Origin of the sequence: Brevundimonas sp. TWP2-3-4b1 (assembly GCF_049897665.1) — a bacterium.
GTDB lineage: Bacteria > Pseudomonadota > Alphaproteobacteria > Caulobacterales > Caulobacteraceae > Brevundimonas > Brevundimonas subvibrioides_B.
In genome coordinates, this window is record NZ_JAFCWQ010000007.1 from 40,690 (window position 1) to 61,043 (window position 20,354).

General features: G+C 66.6%; 29 protein-coding genes and 1 tRNA gene. 14 read left to right on the top strand and 16 right to left on the bottom strand.

Annotation, left to right across the window (positions count from 1 at the left end; translation table 11 throughout):
• Positions 1-31: 31 nt before the first annotated feature.
• Entirely contained in the window at positions 32-1,237 is a 1,206-nt protein-coding gene (mnmA, locus tag ACP7A5_RS07295; protein WP_426041297.1) for a tRNA 2-thiouridine(34) synthase MnmA, read from the top strand.
• The gene (locus ACP7A5_RS07300; RefSeq protein ID WP_426041298.1) at positions 1,230-1,796 is read left to right on the top strand and encodes a hemerythrin domain-containing protein; all 567 of its coding nucleotides are present in this window, start codon (positions 1,230-1,232) and stop codon (positions 1,794-1,796) included. The genes mnmA and ACP7A5_RS07300 overlap by 8 nt, the downstream gene beginning before the upstream one ends.
• A gap of 3 nt (positions 1,797-1,799) precedes the next feature.
• On the opposite strand, the gene ACP7A5_RS07305 is transcribed toward ACP7A5_RS07300, so the two are convergent.
• The 3 genes from ACP7A5_RS07305 to ACP7A5_RS07315 form a co-directional block, all read right to left on the bottom strand.
• A complete protein-coding gene (locus ACP7A5_RS07305) occupies positions 1,800-2,312 on the bottom strand; it encodes a glutathione S-transferase family protein (protein ID WP_426041299.1) in 513 nt (170 codons plus the stop codon).
• Between the two features lie 75 nt (positions 2,313-2,387).
• Complete coding sequence (locus ACP7A5_RS07310; protein ID WP_426041300.1) at positions 2,388-2,558, bottom strand: glutathione S-transferase N-terminal domain-containing protein; 171 nt, start codon at positions 2,556-2,558, stop codon at positions 2,388-2,390.
• Positions 2,555-3,058, bottom strand: a complete 504-nt coding sequence (locus tag ACP7A5_RS07315; RefSeq protein ID WP_426041301.1) for a winged helix-turn-helix transcriptional regulator — start codon at positions 3,056-3,058, stop codon at positions 2,555-2,557. Before ACP7A5_RS07315 ends, ACP7A5_RS07310 begins: the two co-directional genes overlap by 4 nt.
• Before the next feature lie 433 nt (positions 3,059-3,491).
• Between ACP7A5_RS07315 and ACP7A5_RS07320 the strand changes: the two genes are divergently transcribed.
• The 3 genes from ACP7A5_RS07320 to ACP7A5_RS07330 all read left to right on the top strand — a co-directional run bounded on the left by ACP7A5_RS07320 (position 3,492) and on the right by ACP7A5_RS07330 (position 6,042).
• Positions 3,492-4,139, top strand: a complete 648-nt coding sequence (locus ACP7A5_RS07320; RefSeq protein WP_426041302.1) for an acyl-CoA thioesterase — start codon at positions 3,492-3,494, stop codon at positions 4,137-4,139.
• Positions 4,140-4,628: 489 nt separating this feature from the next.
• Positions 4,629-5,738: a tRNA guanosine(34) transglycosylase Tgt gene (gene tgt, locus ACP7A5_RS07325; RefSeq protein WP_426041303.1), complete on the top strand. Its 1,110-nt coding sequence runs from the start codon at positions 4,629-4,631 to the stop codon at positions 5,736-5,738.
• Position 5,739: 1 nt separating this feature from the next.
• The gene (locus ACP7A5_RS07330) at positions 5,740-6,042 is read left to right on the top strand and encodes a hypothetical protein (protein ID WP_426041304.1); all 303 of its coding nucleotides are present in this window, start codon (positions 5,740-5,742) and stop codon (positions 6,040-6,042) included.
• Here ACP7A5_RS07330 and ACP7A5_RS07335 read toward each other — a convergent pair whose 3' ends face one another.
• The 9 genes from ACP7A5_RS07335 to ACP7A5_RS07375 form a co-directional block, all read right to left on the bottom strand.
• Positions 6,043-6,576, bottom strand: a complete 534-nt coding sequence (locus ACP7A5_RS07335; protein WP_303696815.1) for a hypothetical protein — start codon at positions 6,574-6,576, stop codon at positions 6,043-6,045.
• 12 nt (positions 6,577-6,588) lie between these two features.
• A complete protein-coding gene (locus ACP7A5_RS07340; protein WP_426041305.1) occupies positions 6,589-7,254 on the bottom strand; it encodes a hypothetical protein in 666 nt (221 codons plus the stop codon).
• Positions 7,255-7,404: 150 nt separating this feature from the next.
• A tRNA-Lys gene (locus tag ACP7A5_RS07345) sits at positions 7,405-7,481 on the bottom strand.
• A gap of 19 nt (positions 7,482-7,500) precedes the next feature.
• Positions 7,501-8,004, bottom strand: a complete 504-nt coding sequence (locus tag ACP7A5_RS07350) for a tyrosine-type recombinase/integrase (protein ID WP_426041306.1) — start codon at positions 8,002-8,004, stop codon at positions 7,501-7,503.
• A 327-nt stretch (positions 8,005-8,331) separates the two neighbouring features.
• The gene (locus ACP7A5_RS07355; RefSeq protein ID WP_426041307.1) at positions 8,332-8,499 is read right to left on the bottom strand and encodes a hypothetical protein; all 168 of its coding nucleotides are present in this window, start codon (positions 8,497-8,499) and stop codon (positions 8,332-8,334) included.
• Positions 8,496-8,831, bottom strand: coding sequence for a hypothetical protein (locus tag ACP7A5_RS07360; protein ID WP_426041308.1), 336 nt, complete (start codon positions 8,829-8,831; stop codon positions 8,496-8,498). Before ACP7A5_RS07360 ends, ACP7A5_RS07355 begins: the two co-directional genes overlap by 4 nt.
• Complete coding sequence (locus ACP7A5_RS07365; protein ID WP_426041309.1) at positions 8,828-9,253, bottom strand: hypothetical protein; 426 nt, start codon at positions 9,251-9,253, stop codon at positions 8,828-8,830. Before ACP7A5_RS07365 ends, ACP7A5_RS07360 begins: the two co-directional genes overlap by 4 nt.
• Positions 9,250-9,687: a hypothetical protein gene (locus ACP7A5_RS07370; RefSeq protein WP_426041310.1), complete on the bottom strand. Its 438-nt coding sequence runs from the start codon at positions 9,685-9,687 to the stop codon at positions 9,250-9,252. The genes ACP7A5_RS07365 and ACP7A5_RS07370 overlap by 4 nt, the downstream gene beginning before the upstream one ends.
• A gap of 208 nt (positions 9,688-9,895) precedes the next feature.
• Positions 9,896-10,390, bottom strand: coding sequence for a hypothetical protein (locus ACP7A5_RS07375; RefSeq protein WP_426041311.1), 495 nt, complete (start codon positions 10,388-10,390; stop codon positions 9,896-9,898).
• A gap of 23 nt (positions 10,391-10,413) precedes the next feature.
• On the opposite strand from ACP7A5_RS07375, the gene ACP7A5_RS07380 reads away from it, so the two are divergent.
• The 3 genes from ACP7A5_RS07380 (at position 10,414) to ACP7A5_RS07390 (ending at position 12,838) form a co-directional block, all read left to right on the top strand.
• Positions 10,414-11,364, top strand: a complete 951-nt coding sequence (locus ACP7A5_RS07380; RefSeq protein WP_426041312.1) for a hypothetical protein — start codon at positions 10,414-10,416, stop codon at positions 11,362-11,364.
• Between the two features lie 3 nt (positions 11,365-11,367).
• Entirely contained in the window at positions 11,368-11,703 is a 336-nt protein-coding gene (locus ACP7A5_RS07385) for a hypothetical protein (RefSeq protein WP_426041313.1), read from the top strand.
• 724 nt (positions 11,704-12,427) lie between these two features.
• Positions 12,428-12,838, top strand: a complete 411-nt coding sequence (locus tag ACP7A5_RS07390) for a hypothetical protein (protein WP_426041314.1) — start codon at positions 12,428-12,430, stop codon at positions 12,836-12,838.
• A gap of 87 nt (positions 12,839-12,925) precedes the next feature.
• Here the strand turns inward: ACP7A5_RS07390 and ACP7A5_RS07395 are convergent, their stop codons facing one another.
• On the bottom strand, positions 12,926-13,093 hold the full coding sequence (locus ACP7A5_RS07395; RefSeq protein ID WP_426041315.1) for a hypothetical protein: 168 nt from the start codon (positions 13,091-13,093) through the stop codon (positions 12,926-12,928).
• 171 nt (positions 13,094-13,264) lie between these two features.
• Between ACP7A5_RS07395 and ACP7A5_RS07400 the strand changes: the two genes are divergently transcribed.
• The 4 genes from ACP7A5_RS07400 to ACP7A5_RS07415 all read left to right on the top strand — a co-directional run bounded on the left by ACP7A5_RS07400 (position 13,265) and on the right by ACP7A5_RS07415 (position 16,007).
• The gene (locus ACP7A5_RS07400; protein ID WP_426041316.1) at positions 13,265-13,738 is read left to right on the top strand and encodes a hypothetical protein; all 474 of its coding nucleotides are present in this window, start codon (positions 13,265-13,267) and stop codon (positions 13,736-13,738) included.
• The gene (locus ACP7A5_RS07405; RefSeq protein WP_426041317.1) at positions 13,735-14,172 is read left to right on the top strand and encodes a hypothetical protein; all 438 of its coding nucleotides are present in this window, start codon (positions 13,735-13,737) and stop codon (positions 14,170-14,172) included. The genes ACP7A5_RS07400 and ACP7A5_RS07405 overlap by 4 nt, the downstream gene beginning before the upstream one ends.
• 605 nt (positions 14,173-14,777) lie before the next feature.
• Entirely contained in the window at positions 14,778-15,455 is a 678-nt protein-coding gene (locus ACP7A5_RS07410; protein ID WP_426041318.1) for an N-acetylmuramidase domain-containing protein, read from the top strand.
• Positions 15,456-15,680: 225 nt separating this feature from the next.
• Positions 15,681-16,007, top strand: a complete 327-nt coding sequence (locus ACP7A5_RS07415) for a hypothetical protein (RefSeq protein WP_426041319.1) — start codon at positions 15,681-15,683, stop codon at positions 16,005-16,007.
• 140 nt (positions 16,008-16,147) lie between these two features.
• Here the strand turns inward: ACP7A5_RS07415 and ACP7A5_RS07420 are convergent, their stop codons facing one another.
• Positions 16,148-16,342: a hypothetical protein gene (locus ACP7A5_RS07420; RefSeq protein WP_426041320.1), complete on the bottom strand. Its 195-nt coding sequence runs from the start codon at positions 16,340-16,342 to the stop codon at positions 16,148-16,150.
• Between the two features lie 130 nt (positions 16,343-16,472).
• The gene (locus ACP7A5_RS07425; RefSeq protein WP_426041321.1) at positions 16,473-16,772 is read right to left on the bottom strand and encodes a hypothetical protein; all 300 of its coding nucleotides are present in this window, start codon (positions 16,770-16,772) and stop codon (positions 16,473-16,475) included.
• Positions 16,773-17,061: 289 nt separating this feature from the next.
• Between ACP7A5_RS07425 and ACP7A5_RS07430 the strand changes: the two genes are divergently transcribed.
• Positions 17,062-18,132 carry a CaiB/BaiF CoA transferase family protein gene (locus ACP7A5_RS07430; RefSeq protein ID WP_426041322.1) on the top strand — a complete coding sequence of 357 codons (1,071 nt, stop codon included), beginning with the start codon at positions 17,062-17,064 and terminating at the stop codon, positions 18,130-18,132.
• Here ACP7A5_RS07430 and ACP7A5_RS07435 read toward each other — a convergent pair.
• On the bottom strand, positions 18,129-19,868 hold the full coding sequence (locus ACP7A5_RS07435; RefSeq protein ID WP_426041323.1) for an ATP-binding protein: 1,740 nt from the start codon (positions 19,866-19,868) through the stop codon (positions 18,129-18,131). The two genes, ACP7A5_RS07430 and ACP7A5_RS07435, sit on opposite strands and share 4 nt — an antisense overlap.
• 157 nt (positions 19,869-20,025) lie before the next feature.
• Here ACP7A5_RS07435 and ACP7A5_RS07440 point away from each other — a divergent pair, with 157 nt between their 5' ends.
• Positions 20,026-20,286, top strand: a complete 261-nt coding sequence (locus tag ACP7A5_RS07440; protein ID WP_426041324.1) for a hypothetical protein — start codon at positions 20,026-20,028, stop codon at positions 20,284-20,286.
• Positions 20,287-20,354: the final 68 nt, after the last annotated feature.

A 20,354-nucleotide genomic window follows, 5' to 3' on the forward strand; every position in this document is an offset into this window, starting at 1 on the left:
AATCGTCTCCCATCGCCTCTATATGCGCGCCATGAGCCTGGTCGAAGACGTCTGCCCGATCCCGACCATCGTCCCTGTCGACATCGACGCGGCGGTCGAGAGCGCACGGCTGGCCGTCGGCCTGCCGGTCGGCTCACGCATTGTGGCGGCCATGTCCGGAGGCGTGGACTCCACCGTCGTCGCGGCATTGCTGCACAAGGCCGGCTATGACGTCGTCGGCGTCACCCTCCAACTCTACGACCACGGCGCGGCGCTGAAGAAGAAGGGCGCCTGCTGCGCGGGTCAGGACATCCTCGACGCCCGTCTGGCCGCCGAGATGCTGGGCATTCCCCACTATGTCCTCGACTACGAGAGCCGCTTCCGTGACGCCGTCATCGACCAGTTCGCCGACGACTATCTGCAGGGCCGCACGCCGGTCCCCTGCATCCGCTGCAATCAGACGGTCAAGTTCCGCGACCTGCTCGACGTCGCCCGCGACCTCGGCGCCGCCGCCATGGCGACCGGCCACTATGTCGGGCGAGCCGTCGCCGCCGATGGCCAGACCCAGATGCGCAAGGCCATCGACCCCTCGCGCGACCAGTCCTATTTCCTGTTCGCCACCACGCGCGACCAGCTCGACTACCTGCGCTTCCCGCTGGCCGGTCTGGAAAAGCCCGCCGTGCGCGGCGTCGCCCAGTCGCTGGGTCTCAAGATCGCCGCCAAGCCCGACAGCCAAGACATCTGCTTTGTCCCGTCCGGCGACTACCGGACCCTGATCGACCGCCTGCGTCCGCAGGGGCGCGAGGCCGGGGAGATCGTGCACATGGATGGTCGCGTTCTCGGAATTCACGCAGGCATCACCGACTACACCATCGGCCAGCGCCGCGGCCTGAACGTCGCCGTGGGCGAGCCCCTGTTCGTGACGAAGCTGGACCCCGAGAATCGCCGCGTCATCGTCGGCCCGCGCGAGGCCCTGCTGACCGCCGCCCTGACGCTCGACGAGACCAACTGGCTGGGCGACCAAGCCTCGATCGAAGCGGCAGCCGAAGCCCATGCCACGGTCCTCGCCCGTGTCCGCTCGACCCGCCCGCCCTCGCCCGCCCGTCTGACGCTTCGGGACGGGGCGATCTCGATCGTCTTCGAGACCGGGGAAGAAGGCGTCGCCCCCGGCCAGGCCTGCGCCCTCTACGACCCCGCCGATCCCGACCGTCTGCTGGGCGGAGGCTTCATCGCGTCGACGACCGCCTGCGTTGTCTGACGACCTCGCCACCCGGCAAGTCCTGCCCGAACAGTACCGCTACCTGCTCGAAGGCCTGCCCCGCGACCGCTGGCACGGCAATGAGGTCGCGGCCATGGCCCGCTTCTGGCTCCAGATGCACTCCGGCTTCCGCCGCGAGGTCGCCCAGATGGACGCCCTGACCACACAGTGGCGCTCGGGCAGCCTCGCCCTGCCCGACCTGCACCGTCGTCTGATCCCCACGCTGCAGTCGTTCCTCCAGCACCTCGACGGCCACCACAGTATCGAGACCCACCACTATTTCCCGACCATGAGACAGGTGGAGCCCCGCATCGGCGCCGGCATCGACCTGCTGGACCGCGACCACGACGTCATCCACGGCCATCTGGAGACCCTGTTCCAGACCGGCCTCGCCTTTCATCAAGGCGTCAGCGGCCATGCGCCCACGGCAAGCGACGCCGCCGCCCGCCTCGCCGACGCCCTGGACAAGGCCGGTCCGTCGCTGTCCCGCCACCTCGAGGACGAGGAGGACATCGTCATCCCCCTGATCACCCGCCACGCGAATCACTTCAAAGGCTGAAGCCTAGGTCGGCGACATCGGCCCGCGCATGGCCCGCCCGCCGTCATGCGACCGGTCCGCCAGTACATAGCCATGCTCGGCCATCATGGCCGGCTGGTCCGCCACCTTCGTCGTCATGAAGGCCATGGCCACATCGTTCAGCCTGGCCAGCGGCGTCTCCCGCTCGACCCGTCCCAGCCAGCCCGCCAGCTTCGGCCAGCGCCCGGCGTCGACCTCGACCCCGACCACGCGCGCGTTCAGGAAGGCGGGCGCCAGGCTGAAGTCCGCCAGTCCGGCCGTCGCGCCGAACAGAAAGCCGGTCCCGGGCGTCACGCTCTCCAGATAATCGAACGTCTCCGGGATCTCGACCGTCTTCGCCTTCTCGACCGCATCTCGGTCGATCTCTTCCTTCAGGATGCGCGGCTTGATCGCCAGCTGGAAGAACAGCTTCCAGCCCAGCACGTCGAACAGCCGGGTGTCGGCGTATTCCTCGATCCAGCGCGCCCTCGCCCGGTCCTTCGGATCGGTCGGCAGCACCGACGGCGTGGGCCGGGTGTCCTCGATATACTGGGCGATGATACTGCTGTCGCACAGCGTCAGATCGCCCTCGATTCACACCGGGATGCGCCGCAAGGGGCTGATCTTCGAAAAACGCTCGTCGCCCCGGAACGGAGTGATTGGATCGATGGCGACCTCGATCCCCTTCACCGCGCAGATCGCCATGATCTTGCGCACATAGGGCGAGACCGGATTGCCGATCAGGGTGACCGGTGGCTGGCTCACGCCGCCTCTTCCGCCGCCGTTTCCCTGGGCATGATCTCCCCGACCGTCGGACAGTTCTCGACGCGGGTCAGCTTGATGTCGCGCCGGTTCACCAGCTCGCCGCAGCAGCTGCAGGCCAGGCGGGGCTGCAGGGAGTGGCCACAGGTCGCGTGGATCATGTCGAATCCCGCTGTCTCCTCGCCATAGACATGCTTTGCCCCCCAGCCGTGCAGGGTGACCAGCACGTCGGACAGATCCTTGCCCTTGGCGGTCAGGACATACTCGTTCCTCGGCGGCCGCTCCGAATACAGCCGCGGCTCCAGCACCCCGTGCTGCACCAGGGTTTTCAGCCGCGCTGCCAGGACGTTGCGGGCCACGCCCAGCCGCTCCTGCCACTGTTCGAACCGTTTCACGCCCTGGAAGGCGTCGCGGATGACCAGCAGCGTCCACGGATCGCCGATGACCTCGAGCGTCGCGGCTATCGAGCAGCTCTGGCGAGAATAGTCGGCTGTGCGTCCCATGACACGAAGGTGACGTCGCGTCAGCGGTTTGGCAAGAGGGTTGCCAAAAGGAACGCAGTAAGTCAGTCTTGTTTGGCTACGGGCGGGGCGAGCAGCCCTCGCGGCGTTCCTGCATTCCTGAACTGTGCGGGCGGCGACCTGTTTGCCGCCCGCCTCCTTTTCACCGTGGACCCCGGCCTTCGCCCGGGTGCACGGAGGTAGATGGAAAGACCGACGATGCCTGAACAGACCCTCGCCGAAGCCCTGACCCTCGCGCCCGGCGACGACGGCGCGCTCAGCGCCGACCTGCACGGCGACTTCTCCAACGGTCGGCTTAACGCCCCGCCGGAGACCGGCTTCCCGTTCGGCGGCCTGATCGCGGCCCTGTGCGCCTCCGCGATGCAGCAGGGCCTCGGCATCACCGCCCCCCCTGCGCAGCCTGTCGGTCCAGTACATGACCCCGGCCCGCTTCGGTCAGCCGATCCACTTCACGCCCCGGCTGCTGCGCGGCGGCCGCAGCGCTGCCTTCGCCCAGGTCGACGTCACCCAGAAGGACAGTGAGGGCCAGGACCGCCTGACCAACCACGCCGCCGCCACCTTCGGCGACGACGTCCCCGGCCCGGCCCTGACCCCGCTGGCCGCCCTGCCTCCGCTCGGCGCGCTCCAGACCGGCCGCGACCTCGAAGGCCCGATGGCCCCGCGCTTCTCCCAGCACGTCGACTATCGCTTCGAGACCGGCCCCCACATCCTTCAGCCGGTCCCCGGCCTCCCCGTCATCGAGCGCTGCTGGATGAAGATCCGCCACGGCGGCCCGCGCGACGTCATCGGCCTCTGCTACCTGCTGGACGCGCTGTATCCGCCGGTCTGGACCGCCATCGACAAGCCGCTGGGCATGGCCACGGTCGATCTCCGCTACGACATCCTCACCGACCCGACGCTCGGGCACTGCCCCGACGGCTGGGCCTTCTTCGAGTTGCGCATGCTCGACTTCGGCTCCGGCTGGACCGTCGACGAAGCCACCGTCTGGGCCGCCGACGGCACGCCCCTGGCGCTGGCGCGACAACGCAGGAAACTGGCGCCGGTAAGGCCTGCTCGCCCCTAGCGTCCCTCTCCCCCTGCGGGAGAGGGAGATCGCGCACGGCGGCACAGCCGTCGTTCTGGCGCGCTCGGGTGAGGGGTGACACCGACGCCAGACATCATCCCTGTCTCAATTACTCCGAGGGTCCGCCTGACCCCTCATCCGTCAGCCTTCGGCTGCCACCGTTTCCCGCAAGGGGAGAAGGAATGGCCCCATACCCATCAACGGATCCCCGGAATCCGCCTTTCAAATCAGGGCCCGGCTCTGTTCAAAGCCTTTATCGCAGGCGCCCCCCAAAACCGTGCGACACTGCCACCGATCTTTGACATCGCCGTTCGCACACCGCCCCCGATGTAGACTCTGTCGACTTTATCGACTCCGTTTTAGAGTCGCGCCGACCCGGACGCTTCGACCGCTTCGGACGCTTCGGACGGTGTTTTGCAGTCCGCCGCGCCGCCTTCCCAAGGCCACGCCTCCGCTCTAAGACGCGCCTCCCGTTACCGAGACCCGCCCTTGCCCTTCCCGTTCGAGATTTCCGCCACCGAAGGCCGCGCCCGCACCGGCGTGCTCAAGACCGCGCGTGGCGACATCGGCACCCCCGCCTTCATGCCGGTCGGCACCGCCGCCACGGTCAAGGCGATGACCGTCGAACAGGTCAAGGCGACCGGCGCCGACATCATCCTGGGCAACACCTACCACCTGATGCTGCGCCCCGGCCCCGAACGGATGGAGCGTCTGGGAGGCCTCCACAAATTCATGGGCTGGGACAAGCCGATCCTGACCGATTCTGGCGGCTTCCAGGTCATGTCCCTGGCCGGCATCTCGAAGGTGAAGGAAGACGCCGTCACCTTCGCCAGCCACATCGACGGCTCCAAACACGTCCTGTCGCCCGAGCGTTCGATCGAGATCCAGGCCGACCGCATCGGCGCCGACATCTCGATGCAGCTCGACCAGTGCGTCGCCTGGCCGGCCGAGAAACCCGCCGCGAAAGCCGCCATGGAACTCAGCATCCGCTGGGGCGCCCGCTCGAAAGCCGCCTTCGGTCCGCGCGAGACCCAGGCCCTGTTCGGTATCCAGCAGGGTTCCACCTTCGAGGACCTGCGCCGCCAGTCGTCGGACCAGCTCCGGGAGATCGGCTTCGACGGCTACGCCATCGGCGGCCTCGCGGTCGGCGAAGGCCACACGGCCATGTGCGAGGTTCTCGACTACGCTCCCGACATGCTGCCCGCCGACCGCCCCCGCTATCTGATGGGCGTCGGCAAGCCGATCGACCTGGTCGAGGCAGTCTGGCGCGGCGTCGACATGTTCGACTGCGTCCTGCCCACACGGGCCGGCCGCCACGGCCAGGCCTGGACCTGGGACGGCCCGATGAACCTGAAGAACGCCCGCTTCGCCGAGGATCAGGACCCGCTGGATCCGACGATCGACGGCCCCTCCTCCCGGTATTCAAAAGCCTATCTGCATCACCTGATCCGCGCCGACGAAATCCTCGGCAAGATCCTGCTCAGCTGGCACAACATCGCCTTCTTCCAGGCCCTGACCGCCGCCATGCGCGACGCCATCCAGCACGGCCGCTTCGACCAGTTCCGCCGCGACTTCCACGCCCGCCACACGTCGAACTGACATGCGGATCGAGAAGTCAGGCTTCCACGCCTACAACACCTATCTCGAGGAACCGCCCCGCCCGGACGGCAACGAGACCGCGCTGCATCGCCATGTCATCATCATCGGCGGCGACAAATATTCCTGCTTCGCCCACTGGTCCGCCAAGTTCGCTCACAAGGGCGAGCGCATCTCCTTCGACTGGGACTGGGACCGCACCGGCGAGTTCCGCAACATCGACAAGCCGTCGTTCGAAGCCTTCTCGAAGGATGGCGCGGTGCAGATCAGAGGAGATCGGACCGACAAGCGCCGCCCCGGCCGCTAGCTACCGTTGCGACCGCCCCGTCGGCCGGAACCAGGCGGGCGAGGCCGGCGGCGAACAGTCGGCCCGCATGCCCAGCCCCTTCAGGAAGGCCCGCCTCAGCCGCCCGGCCTCGACCGCGTCCTGAACCGCCTTCGACCGCGCCTGGGCCCCGGTCAGCTGCCGCACCCAGCTGCGGTACGGAATGAAGTCCGTCGTCGCGTCTCGGATCGCAGCCAGCATCGCCTCCGCCAGCGCGTCCTGGGTCCGTTCATTCAGGGTCGGACTGTCGGGCGCCGGCGGCTCGTCCCGGTCAGGGCCCAAAGCCTCATCCAGCCGCGCCACCTCGGCCCCGATGGTCGTGCACTGGTTCAGATTGCGCCGGTCATACGGATTGGCCTGGGCCTGCAGCAACACGGTCGGGATCTGGTCCCGACGCACGTTCAGGTCGACCAGCGGCGACGTCACCGCATCGCCGAAGCCGGCCCCCACCTGCCGCGCGGTCGAACAGCCGCCCAGCAGGGCCAGAACCGAGATAGAGAGGAGGACGCGACGCAACGGCACCAAAACCTAGCCCGCGTTCAACGGCCGGATCGACTCAGCTGTGAACGGCTGGATCTCGCTGCCGAAATTGACCCACAGCACGGTCGTCGGATCGCCGTCCTGCACATAGAAGACGTGATCGCCCGACATCTGCTCGCCCAGATCCCCGCAGGGCGGATCCATCGGCTCGCTGTTGCCGTCGCCGGAGGAGAAGGCCTCCCACCGGGCCATGATCGGCTCGGGCGGAACCAGATGATAGAGGCCCTCGGCCACGCCGTCATAGGTCGGGCGGGCCAGCACGCACTGGGCCGTATGCGGCCCCGGCGACTTGGTCCGGATCTCGGCCAGTACGGCGTCGATCGGCGCGTCGGCGGCCTTCTTGAACACGATAATCGTCGGGCTGCGCGTGGTCTGGCCGTCGTAGGTCCCTTCCAGCGCGAAGCCCGGCAGGCTCGCGTCATGGACCATGTGGGTATTGCCGGCCTGGGGACAGGCATAGCTCCAGACCGACAGGCCAGACCCTTGCGTCTCGCCCCAGGTGCAGTCGACGAAGGTCTCCTGCATCATCTGACTGGGCTGCGGCGCAGCGGCCTGGGTTGGAGCCGGACCGGCGTCGGCCTTGCCTTCGGTCTGGTTGCAGGCCGTCAGCCCGATGAGCGCGACCGAAGCCGCCATGATCCCGATGTTCCGCATGCCCGTCCTCCCCGAATGGTGCCGCACCATACCGGCGACCCGCACGAAGTCCACGCGGCCGACGGATCGATCATGAAAGCAAGGAGAACACTTGTGGTTCAAGCAGCGAGCGACCGCGTCGCAAGCGTCAGCCACCCGCAAAAGATAAGATGGTACGCCCTCTCGGGCTCGAACCGAGGACCCTCTGATTAAAAGTCAGATGCTCTAACCAACTGAGCTAAGGGCGCGCACTTTATATTCAAACACTTAGGTGTTCGCCGCCGGAACCGGTTTGTGATCGGTTTGCGGAGCGGGTTTCTGGTTCATTCGCGACAGGAGGTCAAGGGCCACCGCGTCGCCGCTCACATACTTTGTCAAAAGGCTGTCCACGGTCTCCTCTTTCCACGCCATGATCGTGGCGATGTCGCGCTTCGGCGAGCCCGCGAGGAACAGGCGGGTTGCGGCGGTCCCTCTGAGGTCGTGAAGGCGCAGGCCGGTGATCCCGGCGGCAATCCTGGCCTCTCGGATCATGTGCTTGAGCCCGCCCTCGGTCCACGGCTCGCCCCGGCTGTTCGCCAGCACCGTGAGGGCGCGCTTTGGCATTTCCTTGATGAGGGCCTTCGCGGCTGGCGTGAGGGGGACAACGACCTGTCGCTTCTTCTTGCCGGTCTTCCAGACGATTCCCTGAAGGCCCACGGCGCCCCACGGGACGCGGATCAGATCCCCGAGGCGAAGGCCGGTCTCGGCGGCGAACCTGATAGCCCAGCCCACTTCCTCGCCTGCCTGCGCCAGAATCCCGGTCAGGTCGTCGTCGGTCCAGATGATGTCTGATCGGTCGGCGTCGTGGAGGCGCTCGACGTCGTCGGTCGGGCGCGCTTTGGACAGGCCTCGGCCGCGAGCCCATCGTCCATCGTCGCAGCGACATCGCCAGCGGCCTCAATCGCCTTCTCCAGCGCAGTCATTTCGTCACCTCTGATAGAAGGGAGCGGGCTTGGCGAAGGTCACGAACGGCGATCGGATACGGTAATGCCGTGTTCCAAAGGGTCTCGTGGTCAAGCCACCGTGACGACAGTGTCGCCATAGCCAGCGCGAACGGTTTCAGCCCCCCTCCAACTCTGCGATCCTTGCAGCCTGAGCCTGGATGACGGCGGCGGCTTCGGGACCGTCGCGGTTTCGAGGTATCTCGCCCGCACTTTCGTCCCACGAGTCAACAGGTGTCGTCTCGCGCAACCGCTCCACCAGCGCCACGGGATCAGGGGTGGTCACTTCGCCTCTCCTTCCGGGGTGTCGCCGGGATGGAACAGGGCGAGGATGCGATCCGATTGGCGGCGTGAGTAACTATCGCGCTCGTCGTTCGTGAACATCGAAGATGACGTCACGGACCGAACCATCGGCGCAATGACAGCCTCCACCTGCTCCCGCGTCGGCATCCTTACGGGCTGGGCGTAGAGGGGGAAGGCGCGGCCGAACATCCACCTAGCACTGTCGTCAGCTTCTTCCTCGGTCGGATGGAAAGCTCGGGCCAAGCCGCCGACCCCCTGCCACTCCGAAGCCCAAGCCACAGCCTCCCCGCTCTCGGGTTTGATGGCGTCGGTCATTGGGTGGCTCCTTCTTGTCTGGCGGCGAGGCGGGCGCGGGCTTTCTGGCCGCCGTCTGCCGCAAGGGCGTGTCGGCCGAAGTCACCTTCGCCGTGGATGAGGCGCGCAAGACGGGCTCGCTCGCCATACCACGCCAAGCACTCCCCATCCGCCCTGATCGTCTCTTCCTGAGAGGCTAGGCGGGAGAGGATGAGACGGATCGCAGCGGCTTGCCGGAGCGCCGGTTCGCCTATTTCTTCGCTGGCGCATTCCAACTCTTCGGCGGCAATCTCCGCAAGCTCTACGGCCATCGCCAGTTCATCGGAGACGTGTTCGGTTTTCGCCGTTTCCTTTACACGTTCAGCGAACGTGTTCGGTTTTGCGACATTTGAGGAGACTGCGCCCAAGGGGGCTTCGTGCCCACCGCGTGTTTGATCGGTCATCGGTCACCTGTGGCTTTGAGGATGGCGGCGCATAGGGCCAGCGGGGCGGTAGCGCAGTCTTCAGTCGTGCGCCCAACGCCCATCAGCCCGTCGAAACGCTGGACGCGCGCCGTGCCGGGCCTGATCTGAATATCGAAACAGTCTCCGAAACCCACCCGCTCTGCCAGAGACAGGGCGGCGTCTAGGGAGGTGGTGTAGGGCGATATGTAGCCCGTCCGTTCGTGGCGCATGATGTCGGTCGCGTGCATCCGGTAACGCCAGCCCGCTCCGTCGTGCTCGAACAACTCGTAGCCGTTGACCGCCGCCCAGACCGCCGCGTCCAACTCCCGCGACCCCACCCCAGCCGCTTCTAGTCGCGCGATGAGACCCCCGCCCTCCCCCGTCTGTGCGGAGGGCTGATCGGGAGCCGACCCTGTAGGTGTGGGGGTGGTCATAGGACAATGGCCTTTCGTGTCAGCCGACCGGCATCCCATTCGCCGTCCAGCATCCTACGGATTTCCGGGGTCACTTCGTGGCACTCGACGTGCTGTTCAGTCCGCAGCGTGCATCGCGTGCAGCACAGGTAGGCATCGACCCCTGTGTGGTCAGCACCCTCAAATGAGCGCCACCGTTTGCGGTGCAGGCCGATCTGGCAAAGGACGCTCACCCCGCCACCTCAGTCGTAGAGAGGGCAGCGAGGATGGCGCGGGCCACCTCTTCAGCGTTTTCGATTTCGACCGATGCGTCCGGCTCGCTCGTCAGGCAGAAGACCAGTTCGGCCTTGATGATTTGCGCGATGGCCGCGACGCCGGTCTGCTTGCTGGGTTGGGGGTAGAGGGCGACGATCTGTTCAGCCGTGGTGATGCTCCCGCTTTCGCGAAGCCGCCTGTCCACGACCGTGCGAAGGGCCTCTAGCTCGGACGGCCCGCAGACCTTCATGCGCTCGTGGCAGGCGTCCACATGCTCCCATGCGTCGGGGTCAACGACGCGAGCGACCTGTTCCAGTGAAGGACAAGCCACAGGCTCCGGCTGCTCGCTGGGGGAGAGGGCAGCGATACAGCGCGTGATGATCGCGTAATCTGTATGATCCTTGTCCGGCGTTGCCATCAGGAAACGATCACGGATGCGCGTCAGTTCGGCAGCGAGGTTCTCACTCATGGTCTTCTCCCTTGATGGGGGTGTTGAGCGCGGGGGCGCCGGATTCCGTCTTTGGTGAAGTCGACGAACTGGCGCTGGACTACGTCAACGGCGCGATCTACGGGCCGAAGGCGGCGACGGGGACGATATGGCCCCTACGCGCCAGCCTGGTCGGGCCGCAGGGGGGCTCCGGTCCTACAGGCGCCACAGGCCCGATCGGCGCGACAGGACCGACGGGTCCGACCGGAGCCAAAGGTGATACCGGCGACACGGGCGCGACCGGGGCGACCGGCACCCAAGGTCCGACCGGACTGACCGGCTCCCAAGGGCCGCAGGGCGTCAAAGGCGATACCGGTGACGCTGGCCCGACTGGTCTGACTGGCGCCCAAGGTCCGACCGGCGCGACAGGTCTAAGCGGCCCGACGGGACCGACCGGGCCTCAGGGGATCAAGGGCGACACGGGCGACACCGGTCCGCAAGGTCCGACGGGTCCGACAGGCGCAACCGGCACAACGGGTGCGATGGGGGCAACCGGCCCACAGGGTGCAACCGGTCCGCAAGGTCCGGCCGGCGCGGGCTCCGGCGACGTGCTGGGGCCGGCCACCCATGCCGCGAGCCGCGTGCCGCTCTGGGGTGGTGCGAACACCAAGACCCTGACCGAAGGCCTGCCGATCGGCGCGGCGTCATCGACCGATCTCCTCGACCGCGCGGCCGGCGACGGGCGCTATCGCAAGTCCGCCGACGCCCTGGCGATCGCAGTCGCGGACATCACGGACGCCACGGCCAATGGGCGATCGCTGATCTCGGCCGCCAACTATGCCGCGATGCGGGGACTGCTGGGCCTCGTCGTCGGGACGGATGTCCAGGCCTATGACGCCGATCTCGCAGCCATCGCAGCCCTGACCACCACGACATATGGCCGGTCGCTGCTGACGCTGGCTGACGCTTCGGCCCTCCTTACGAACACCGCCGACCTCTGGTTTTTTGGAGCCTGACCCATGCCCTCTGTTGCAATCGTTTATGGCACCGCCGCGCTTTCGACCACGCTGGCCGACGTCGGATCAGCCGTGCCATCGAACACGGACTGGTCGATCCAGTTCATCCGCGCGGCGAACGTCCACGCCTCGGCCTCCGCGAACGTAGATGTGGTGGCGACTGATGGGACCACGGTCCTGCATCTGGCGAAGAACGTCGCCGTCGCGTCGGGCAAAGCGGTTAACATCATCGGCCCTGAGACCTTCAAGCTACCGACCGGCTGGAAGGTTCGCGCCCGTGCATCTGCCGCATCGAGTATCGACCTGATGGTGTCCGGCACGTCGCGGAGCACCCTGTAATGGATCAGATCGGAGGGGGTGCATCGCCAATCCAAAGCGTCGGCCGCCCTGCCGCCGGTGGCGCGAAGATCGTCCTCCGCAGGACTTGGAGCGCGAGCGCGGCCGTGTCGGTGACTGAAACGGTCCCGACCGGCGCGGCATTCGCTGTGTGGCGTGGCGTCGGACCTGGAGGAGGCGGCACGACTTACTCAGGCGGCGGAAACGGTGCCTATGCTCGTGCAAAGGTTACCGTGACGGCCGGAGAAACCTTCACTGTCGCAATGCCTGCCAGAAGCTCCGGAACGCCTTCCGCAGACACCACGGTGACACGCGTTACAGGCTCGGCGGTCGTCTTGAAGGCGGCTAAAGGAACCGTTGGGATCGACAGCAACGCGACCAACAATAGCGGCCAAGCGGCCAACTGCATTGGAGACGTGACCCGAAGCGGTGGGCAATCTGGCGCGGTTAGCACCGGTCAGTTTTTCACTCGGTCGGCGACTCAAGGGTCTGGCGGCCCAGTTACGGCCAATAACTACGGCGGGTCGTCCGCTGGTGACCGATCTGATGCGGACACTTTGATCATGGGCGGGACAAGCGACGACGACGGAGGAGCAAAGTTCAGCCAATTTGGGCGACCGGGTGCCGCTATGCCCTTTAGCGACATCACCTATCATGGCTATACGGTTGATCAGCTCGGCGGCGGAGGTCAGATTTTCGTCGAATACTGGGATGGAGACCCTGACGCATGACCCTCTATCGACACAACGGCTCCTCGCCCGCCGCTCTGCCGTTCAGCGCCTTTGCCGACAACGGCGAAGGCTACACCGGTCTGGAAAATGCAGATCCGGCGATCCTGACCCTGCTCGGGATTGCAGCTGCGCCGAGCCTGCCACCCCATGATCCGGCAACACACACCGTGACCTGGGATAACGAAGCCGAGGCGTGGGAGGTCCAACCGCTGCCTGCCGTGCATCTGCCGACTGTTGATGTCGTGACGCTAGCCTGCATCGCTCTCACTGCTTCCGACGTCACCATTCTGCGCTGTGTCGAGCGGGGCATCGCCGTGCCCGAGGCATGGGCCGATTATCGCCAGGCGCTGCGCGACGTCGTGCGCCTTGGCGAGGGGCCGCTGCCGACCCGACCGGACTGGCCCTAGAACAGAAGGGTCAGCGAAAGGCCAGCGAGGCTGGTCAGAACCACGCGGTTATGCCGGTGCAGGAAGGCCAAGGTTTCGCCAAGCATTTCATTCGTCCTCATCAGGTCTGCCACCCCAGACACTGAACGCCTGAGACGCGGCCTGGTCGCCGGTCGGATCGTCGCAGGCGACGAGCCGATCCGCCGCCGCGTCGCACTCTTCTGCGGACTCGGCCAGCAGGCCCTGCGTCAGCGGATCGAACACAGCCGCGCCCATGCGTCGGGCTCTGGCGGTTTCGGCTCTCATTAGCGCGGCGGTGGCGACGGGATCATCCATGACCCCGACGAACGGCGACAGGTCGGCGGATGATCCAGCTCGGCCTTAAGTAATCATTCGCCGTCAGGTCGGACGGCCGAACCCCATCCCCTTCGGCGCGGAGTATCGCCCATGGAACGCGTCGTGAAGTGGCTGGAGCCTTGCTCCGCCGCCGGGATCGGGGCTGCGCTGAACTTGACGGTTAGCGCCGTGGACTATGCCGGCGTCATAGACGCCCGCGCGGTCGATCCCCAGTGGGTCGCGCTTTCGGGTGCAGCCGGCGGTCTGGTCTCCGCCCTGGTCCACATCGGCGTCGTGTCCCTGGCGGCCGAACCGGCGGGACGGCGCGAGATCACCCGCGCCCTGATCGAGGGGGCGTTCGCCATCCTGGTCGGCGCGCTGGTCGCGGGCTTCTGGGGACCCAGCGCTGCCCGCTTCTGGCCCGCCGCATCACCGTCCGATCTGCGCGCCATCGGGTTCGGCGTCGGCATGGCGGCCTGGCGGTTCGCGCCCGGCCTGTTCGGCGCCCTCAAGCTGTTGTCCAACCCGGCCACTCTGAGAGACCTCGCCCTGCGGTGGCTGACCTCCATGGGAGCCAAGCCATGACGCCGGTCGACACCCTAGGCTTTGTTGGGGCCGCCATCACCGGAGCGACGGTCTTCGCCCGCACCGAACTTCTGCGGCCCAGCGTAAAGAGCGCCTATGCCAGCAACCTCCTCGTGCGCCTGCTGATGGACGCCACTTCCCTGGCCTGCGTCTTCGTGGCGTTCGAGATCTGGGGCGGGGCGCATCTGCCGGACGCCGTGGCCTGGTTCCTCGCCCTGTGCGCAGTCACTTCGACGGCGATGCTGATCAGCATGAACGTCCATGACGGTCGGCTGGTCGTTGCCGAGGTCCGCCAGACGGACGCGGCCGTGGTCGCCGAGGCGGTCCATGACGCCATGCCCGCCGCCATGGACGCGGCCAACGCCCGGCTGCTGGACAAGCTGGACCCGAACGTTCCCGGCTATCGGTTCCCGGACAGTCCGCCCGGCGAGTGACGCGAACCGTTCGCCTAGGCGAAGGCCGCCGTCAGCGTGACAAGCCCGCTGCCGATGGTCACGAAAAGCCAGAGAGCTTCGATGCGCGAGAGGGCCATGCGTTCACAAGGCCCGCATGATCTGAAGGTTGCGTTAACTCGCGTTCACGCTAGCGCGCCAGCCACGGCCAGACCGTCAGCCCGATCATCACCGCGACAGCGATGATCATGAGCGTGATCCAAACCCATTCCTCGTGGTCTCGGCGCTTCATCCAGCCGCTCCGTTGACGACCCGACCGGTCGCCCTGCAACGAGCAAAAAGACCGATCGGGTCGCTAGTCGCCCTAGCCGGGGCCAGCTGTGGCGACGCTGGTCTCTGACACTTGCGCACGCTGCGCGCCACCTTTGACATCAGACCCGAGAGCCTGAACGTCGCGGCGCGGGGGATAGCGGCCCAGCCGGCGCATTGGGATTATCGGCTGGGCCGCTCCCCTCAGGAGAAGGACCGGGCCTGCGTCAGGACGACCCGGACGCAGACGTTGGACGAACGACAGTTTGCCCGCTCCTGACGCAATCTGACACCGGCGCACGCCGTGCGCCAACCCCCGACATCAACAGGAGACCACCATGGACGTGCGCGACCTTCAGCGCCGACTGCATGCACTTGGCTGCTATGCAGGGGCAATCGATGGCTCATTCGGCCCGGCCAGTAAGGCGGGACTGAAAGCCGCTCTGACCGGCCCCCGCGACCGGCTGGCTCCCGAACAGATCGCGGCCGTGGCGGCGAGCCTGGACCTGACCCCGGCCCACGTCGGCGCGGTCTATGACGTCGAAAGCCGAGGCAACGGCATGGCGTCGGATGGTCTGCCGATCATCCTGTTTGAGCGCCACTGGTTCGCCCGCCTGACGAGCGGCAAGCACAACGCCTATTCCGCGATCTCCAACTCCAAACCCGGCGGCTATCCGAAGACGCAGGCGGAGCGCTGGGACCAAATGCTGAAGGCCGTCGCTCTAGCCCCTGACGCCGCCTTGCAGTCCGCCAGCTGGGGGCTGTTCCAGATCATGGGCTTCAACCACGCAGCGGTCGGACAATCGACGCCTTGGGCTTTCGCTCGTGAGATGGCGGCCGGCGAGGGCGCGCACCTTCAGGCCTTTGCCGCCTTCATCAAGTCCAAGGGGCTGGTTGATGAACTCCGGGACAAGCGGTGGGCCGCTTTCGCTCGCGCCTACAATGGGCCGAACTACGCAATCAATGCCTACGACACCAAGCTGGCGGCCGCTTACGCCGCACGGGGCGGAAGATGAGCCCGCGCGCTGTGTACCTGGCGCTGGCCGTGGTCGGCGCGTTGGCTCTGCTGACCCTCGGCTACTGCCAGATCACCGGCCCGTCGCGCGGAGCCGCCCGGCAGGCCCGCGACGACGCCACCATGGCCCAGACCCGTACCAAGTCCGCGGTCGAGGCCATCTCCGAAATCGGCGAGCTCCAAGAGCGCGGCCGTGTCACCGAAACCCAAGTCCTGGAGGCTGAGAATGCAATCCGCCAAGCTGCTCCTGCTGACCGCGACCGCGTCGCTCGCCATCGTCTCTGCGTCCTGCAGCACCGTCCCGATTGCGACCGGCTGCTCGGAACTGGCCCGACCGATCCTGACGCGCCAGACCCCGCACGCTGAGATCGGCGACAGCGGCGACATTGCACTGGACTGGCAGCTTTATGGCACCGCCGAGACCGGCCAACTGACGAAGGCGAACGACGACAAGGAGACCGGGTTCGCGATCATCAATGCCTGCGAGGTCAGGGACGCGACGATCACGGCGAGGCTGAACCGACCGTGGTGGCGAACGCTCTTGCCGGGCTAGCTGGCCCTGTAGAATACCCAGATCCAGCGTCGAGCCCCGGCTCCGCTTTCAGGCCTGCCCTATCCCCATCGACTACGGGTGTGTCCGTAAGCAGGTGAACTAGCGTCAGGCCGCGTCACTCTTACCGGGTGGCGGGGCCTTTAGGCATCGTTTGTCCACCCGTGGCGGCGTAGGACGCCCTCATATGTCTCAATGTTTGCAGTCAAAATCTGAATGGCGTCCTCGCGCGTCATACCCTCCGCAAGGAGCCCGCCACCTTTGACGTCGGACAATGTTTTGATTGCCTCGTCGCGGTATCGGCGAGTGTCGGACAGGATGTCGATCATCAGTTCCATGACGGTAACATGGGCCCTTAGCCGGTCCTGCGCCACGGCAAAGGAAACCGCCAATTTCAAACTGAGACACTACCTGGCTCCGCATCATTGGCCCGGCTCCCTTCATCGGGGAGTCGGGCCTTTTGCCTTTTCAGCCGTCCTGCTGCGCCCTGATCCGAGCCGACCTCGCCACGTCGTGCCGGTTGGTCGAGATCATGGGCGTGGTGGGCGTCGTGGATCCCGGAGAGAACATGAACGGCAGCAAGCCGCCGCAATAGCGGCACGGCGTCCGGCGATCCCATAGCCAATAGTCAGCGCCGCGCTCGGCCTGCATCGCCGCCAGATCGACGGGATCCCGCCTCTGGCACCGCTCGCAATAGCGTTTCACGATCACGCCGTTGTCGATGCAGTCCCCGACCGTTCCGGCCCAAGTCGGTATGAGGCAACCCATGTCGTTCTCCAGAGAGACCGACCCCGGCGAGGGTGTATTTCAGTTTGCGGTCGCTGGCTAACCAACTGAAATCGTTACTGTGGAAAAGCGCCCGGTTTGTGGTGTTTCCCGAACAGAAACAAATACAAGACCTGATTAAAAGTCAGATGCTCTAACCAACTGAGCTAAGGGCGCGCACCGCAATCCGAAACGGCTTGGGCGTTTCGCGGTTGCGCCTTCTGGTTCATCGAACCCGCCGGGTCAAGGCCTCACCTCGACCAAACTGACGACCGCAGCTAGCAAGGCCTCCATGAAACCTCTTTCCGGCGTACGCATCATCGAGTTCGACGGCCTCGGTCCCGTGACCTTCGCCGGCATGGTCCTGGCCGATCTGGGGGCCGATGTGCTGCGCCTCAGCCGCGCTGACGGGGCCGGCGTCTTCGGTGATGTCGGCAACGCGGTCATGCACCGGGCGCGGACCGCCGTGCCCGTCGACCTCAAGTCGCCCACCGACCGGGACCGCGTCCTCGACCTGATCGCGAGCGCCGACGCCGTGATCGAGGGCTTCCGCCCCGGCGTGCTGGAACGACTCGGTCTTGGGCCCGAGGACTGCGCCGCCCGCAATCCGAAGCTCGTCTTCGGCAGGGTCACAGGCTGGGGCCAGACGGGTCCGCTAGCCCAGACGGTCGGCCACGACATCAACTACATCGGCCTGACAGGCGCGCTGCACGCCATGGGCGAGGCGGGTCGCCCGCCCGTCCCGCCGCTGAACCTCGTCGGCGACTACGGCGGCGGCGCCATGCTGCTTGTGACAGGCGTGCTCGCCGCCATCATCGAGGCCCGGACCACCGGCAAGGGCCGCGTCATCGATGCCGCCATGACCGACGGCACGGCTTTGCTGTCCGCCCTGTTCTTCGCCATGACGGCGAGTGGCCACTGGTCCGGCGAGCGCGGCGCCAATCTGCTGGACGGCGCTGCGCCCTTCTATCGCTGCTACGCCTGCGCCGACGGCAGGTTCGTCGCCGTCGGAGCGCTGGAGCCTCGTTTCTACGCCGCCTTGCTGGCCGGACTGGACCTCGAGGCCGCCGATGCGCCTCAGTTCCCGGTCAGCGGCTGGCCGTCGCTGGAAGCCAGGTTCACGGAACTGTTCGCGGACCGGACCCGCGACGAGTGGGCCGCCCATTTCGAGCGAACCGAAGCCTGCGTCACGCCAGTGCTGACCTTCGCAGAGGCCGCCGACCATCCGCACAATCACGCTCGAGAAACCCTCGCCGGCTCTCCGCTCCAGCCCTCGCCGGCCCCCCGATTCGATGGCCGGGTGGCGCCGATTGAGCCGTCGGCATCGCTTTCCTTGACTGAAGCCCTCTCCCGCTGGGTCTAGGCGACCTGCGCGTTCGTTTCTTCGATCGACTCGGCACAGGCCTCCGCCAGGGTCGCGGCCAGCAGTCCCGGATCGATCGGCTTGGTCAGGAAGGCATAGACCCCCGTCGCACCCCAGGCGGTGCGATGCACGTCCATGGCGTTGGCGGTCAGGGCGATCAGCGGCGTGCTGCGGTTCAGCCCCCCGGCCCGAATCTGCGCCGAGGCCTCCAGCCCGTCCATGACCGGCATCTGCATGTCCATCAGGATGGCGTCGAACCGCTGGGTCTTCGCGGCCTCTACCGCCTCGGCCCCGTTCTCGACCAGCAGGATGGTGCAACCGTGCGGCTCCAGCAGCAGGGACAGGATACGCCGGTTCACTGCGTGATCGTCGGCGGCAAGGATGACCTTGCCCTGCAACCCCGCCTGTTCGACCACCCGACGGCGCGCCTCGGTCGCCGGCTTGGCCACAGCCTCCATCGGCAGGCTCAGTACGAAGGTCGAGCCCTCGCCTTCGACGCTTTCGGCAGCAAGGCTCCCGCCCATGATCTCGGCCAGGCGGCGGCTGATCGCCAGTCCGAGGCCGGTGCCGCCGTATTTGCGCGTCGTGCCCGCATCGACCTGCTCGAAGCTATCGAAGATGCGCGCCAGGCGGTCCGCCGGAATACCGACGCCGGTATCGGTCACCGCGATGATCAGATGATTGTCCTTCGCTCGCCAGTCGACCGCGACGGTGATCGCGCCGTCGTCCGTGAACTTCACCGCGTTTGACAGAAGGTTGAACAGCATCTGCTGCAGGCGCAGCGGATCGGTCCGGACACAGTCGGGCACATCGGGCTCGATCTCGATCTTCAGCCGCACGCCGTTGGCCTCGGCCTTGGGGCCCCAGAGCCGGCCCAGCGATCCCAGCTTCTCGCGCAGGTCCATCACCGAGGATTCCAGCGTCATCTTGCCCGCCTCAATCTTGGACAGGTCGAGCACGTCGTTCAACAGGCCGACCAGCACGTCGCCGGCGTCCAGCAGCATCGACACATGCTCCCGCTGTTCCCGATCCAGCCGCGTCCGGCGCAGCAGATTGGCGGCCGAGATGACCGCATTCATGGGGGTGCGGATCTCATGGCTGATGACGGCCAGAAAGTCCGACTTGGCGGCGCTGGCGACCTCGGCCTTCTGGCGTTCCAGCCGCGCCTCCGCGTTCGCGGTCTGCAGCGCCGTCGTGGTCATCGAGCTCTGCCGCACGGCGACAATCAGATGCATCATGTACAGAACGCCGCCCAAGGCTATCAGCATCTCCTGCGGCTTGCCGTCGACGATGGCGCCGATGATCGGCATGCCGAGAAAATAGAGGCTGTGCGGGATGACCGCCGCGAACAGCAGCGGCCGCACGTGGTGCATATGCAGGCTGACGTGCAGCAGGCCCCCGGCCACCTGGACCATGGCGAACAGCCGACCCGCGTCGCCTCCGGCAACCCACAGATACGCCGCGATGCCGGAATAGACTATCACATTGACCGAGGCGGTAGCGCAAAGCGCGATCTTGTAGCCCGGCGAGGGCACGACCTCCGGCCGCTTGCGCAGCGGCCGGAATACGGCCCAGTCGAGGCCCTGCGTCGCCACCACGGCTCCAAACCACACGGCCGGCCAGAAGGTGTGCGTCATGAACCACGCGGTCACGGCGATGAACGCCGCCAGGCCGATCCGCGTCCACAGTTCCCGGAACCGCACCTGGGCGATCATGGCATAGCCGTTCGCCGTCATTCTTGAACCCTCTCCCGTTCGAGAGAGTGTCGCGGCAATATAAGAATGATTGGTTGCCAGAACGCCGTTGATCCAGCGTGACCGGCAACGCGGGACGAGTTATGGAACAGGTCTGTTCACGGCGCGTTCCGACGCCGCACTCCGGGGGAGATTTGAAATGAAGCGTTTGATGTTGCTCGTGGCTCTCGGGGCCGCCGGTCTGGCCGTCGCCGGCTGCGAAGACCCCGCGTCCCAGCAGGCCGAGACCGCTCCGCCGCCCATTGAAGCGCCCGTCGCGCCGTCAGCGGCAGAACAGGGCGTGCCCGCTGCGGACACCACCGCGCCCACGGACGCTACGCCCACCAACTCGACCCTGCCGCCCGAGCAGCGCTCTTCGGAAGAGACGGTTCAGCCCGAGAGCGAAACCCTGTTCTATTGATCGGCCGCAAGGTCGTCCCTATTCGCTGATTGAGGGGGGCCTCAGGCGAGCCTGGTTCAGTTCGGACC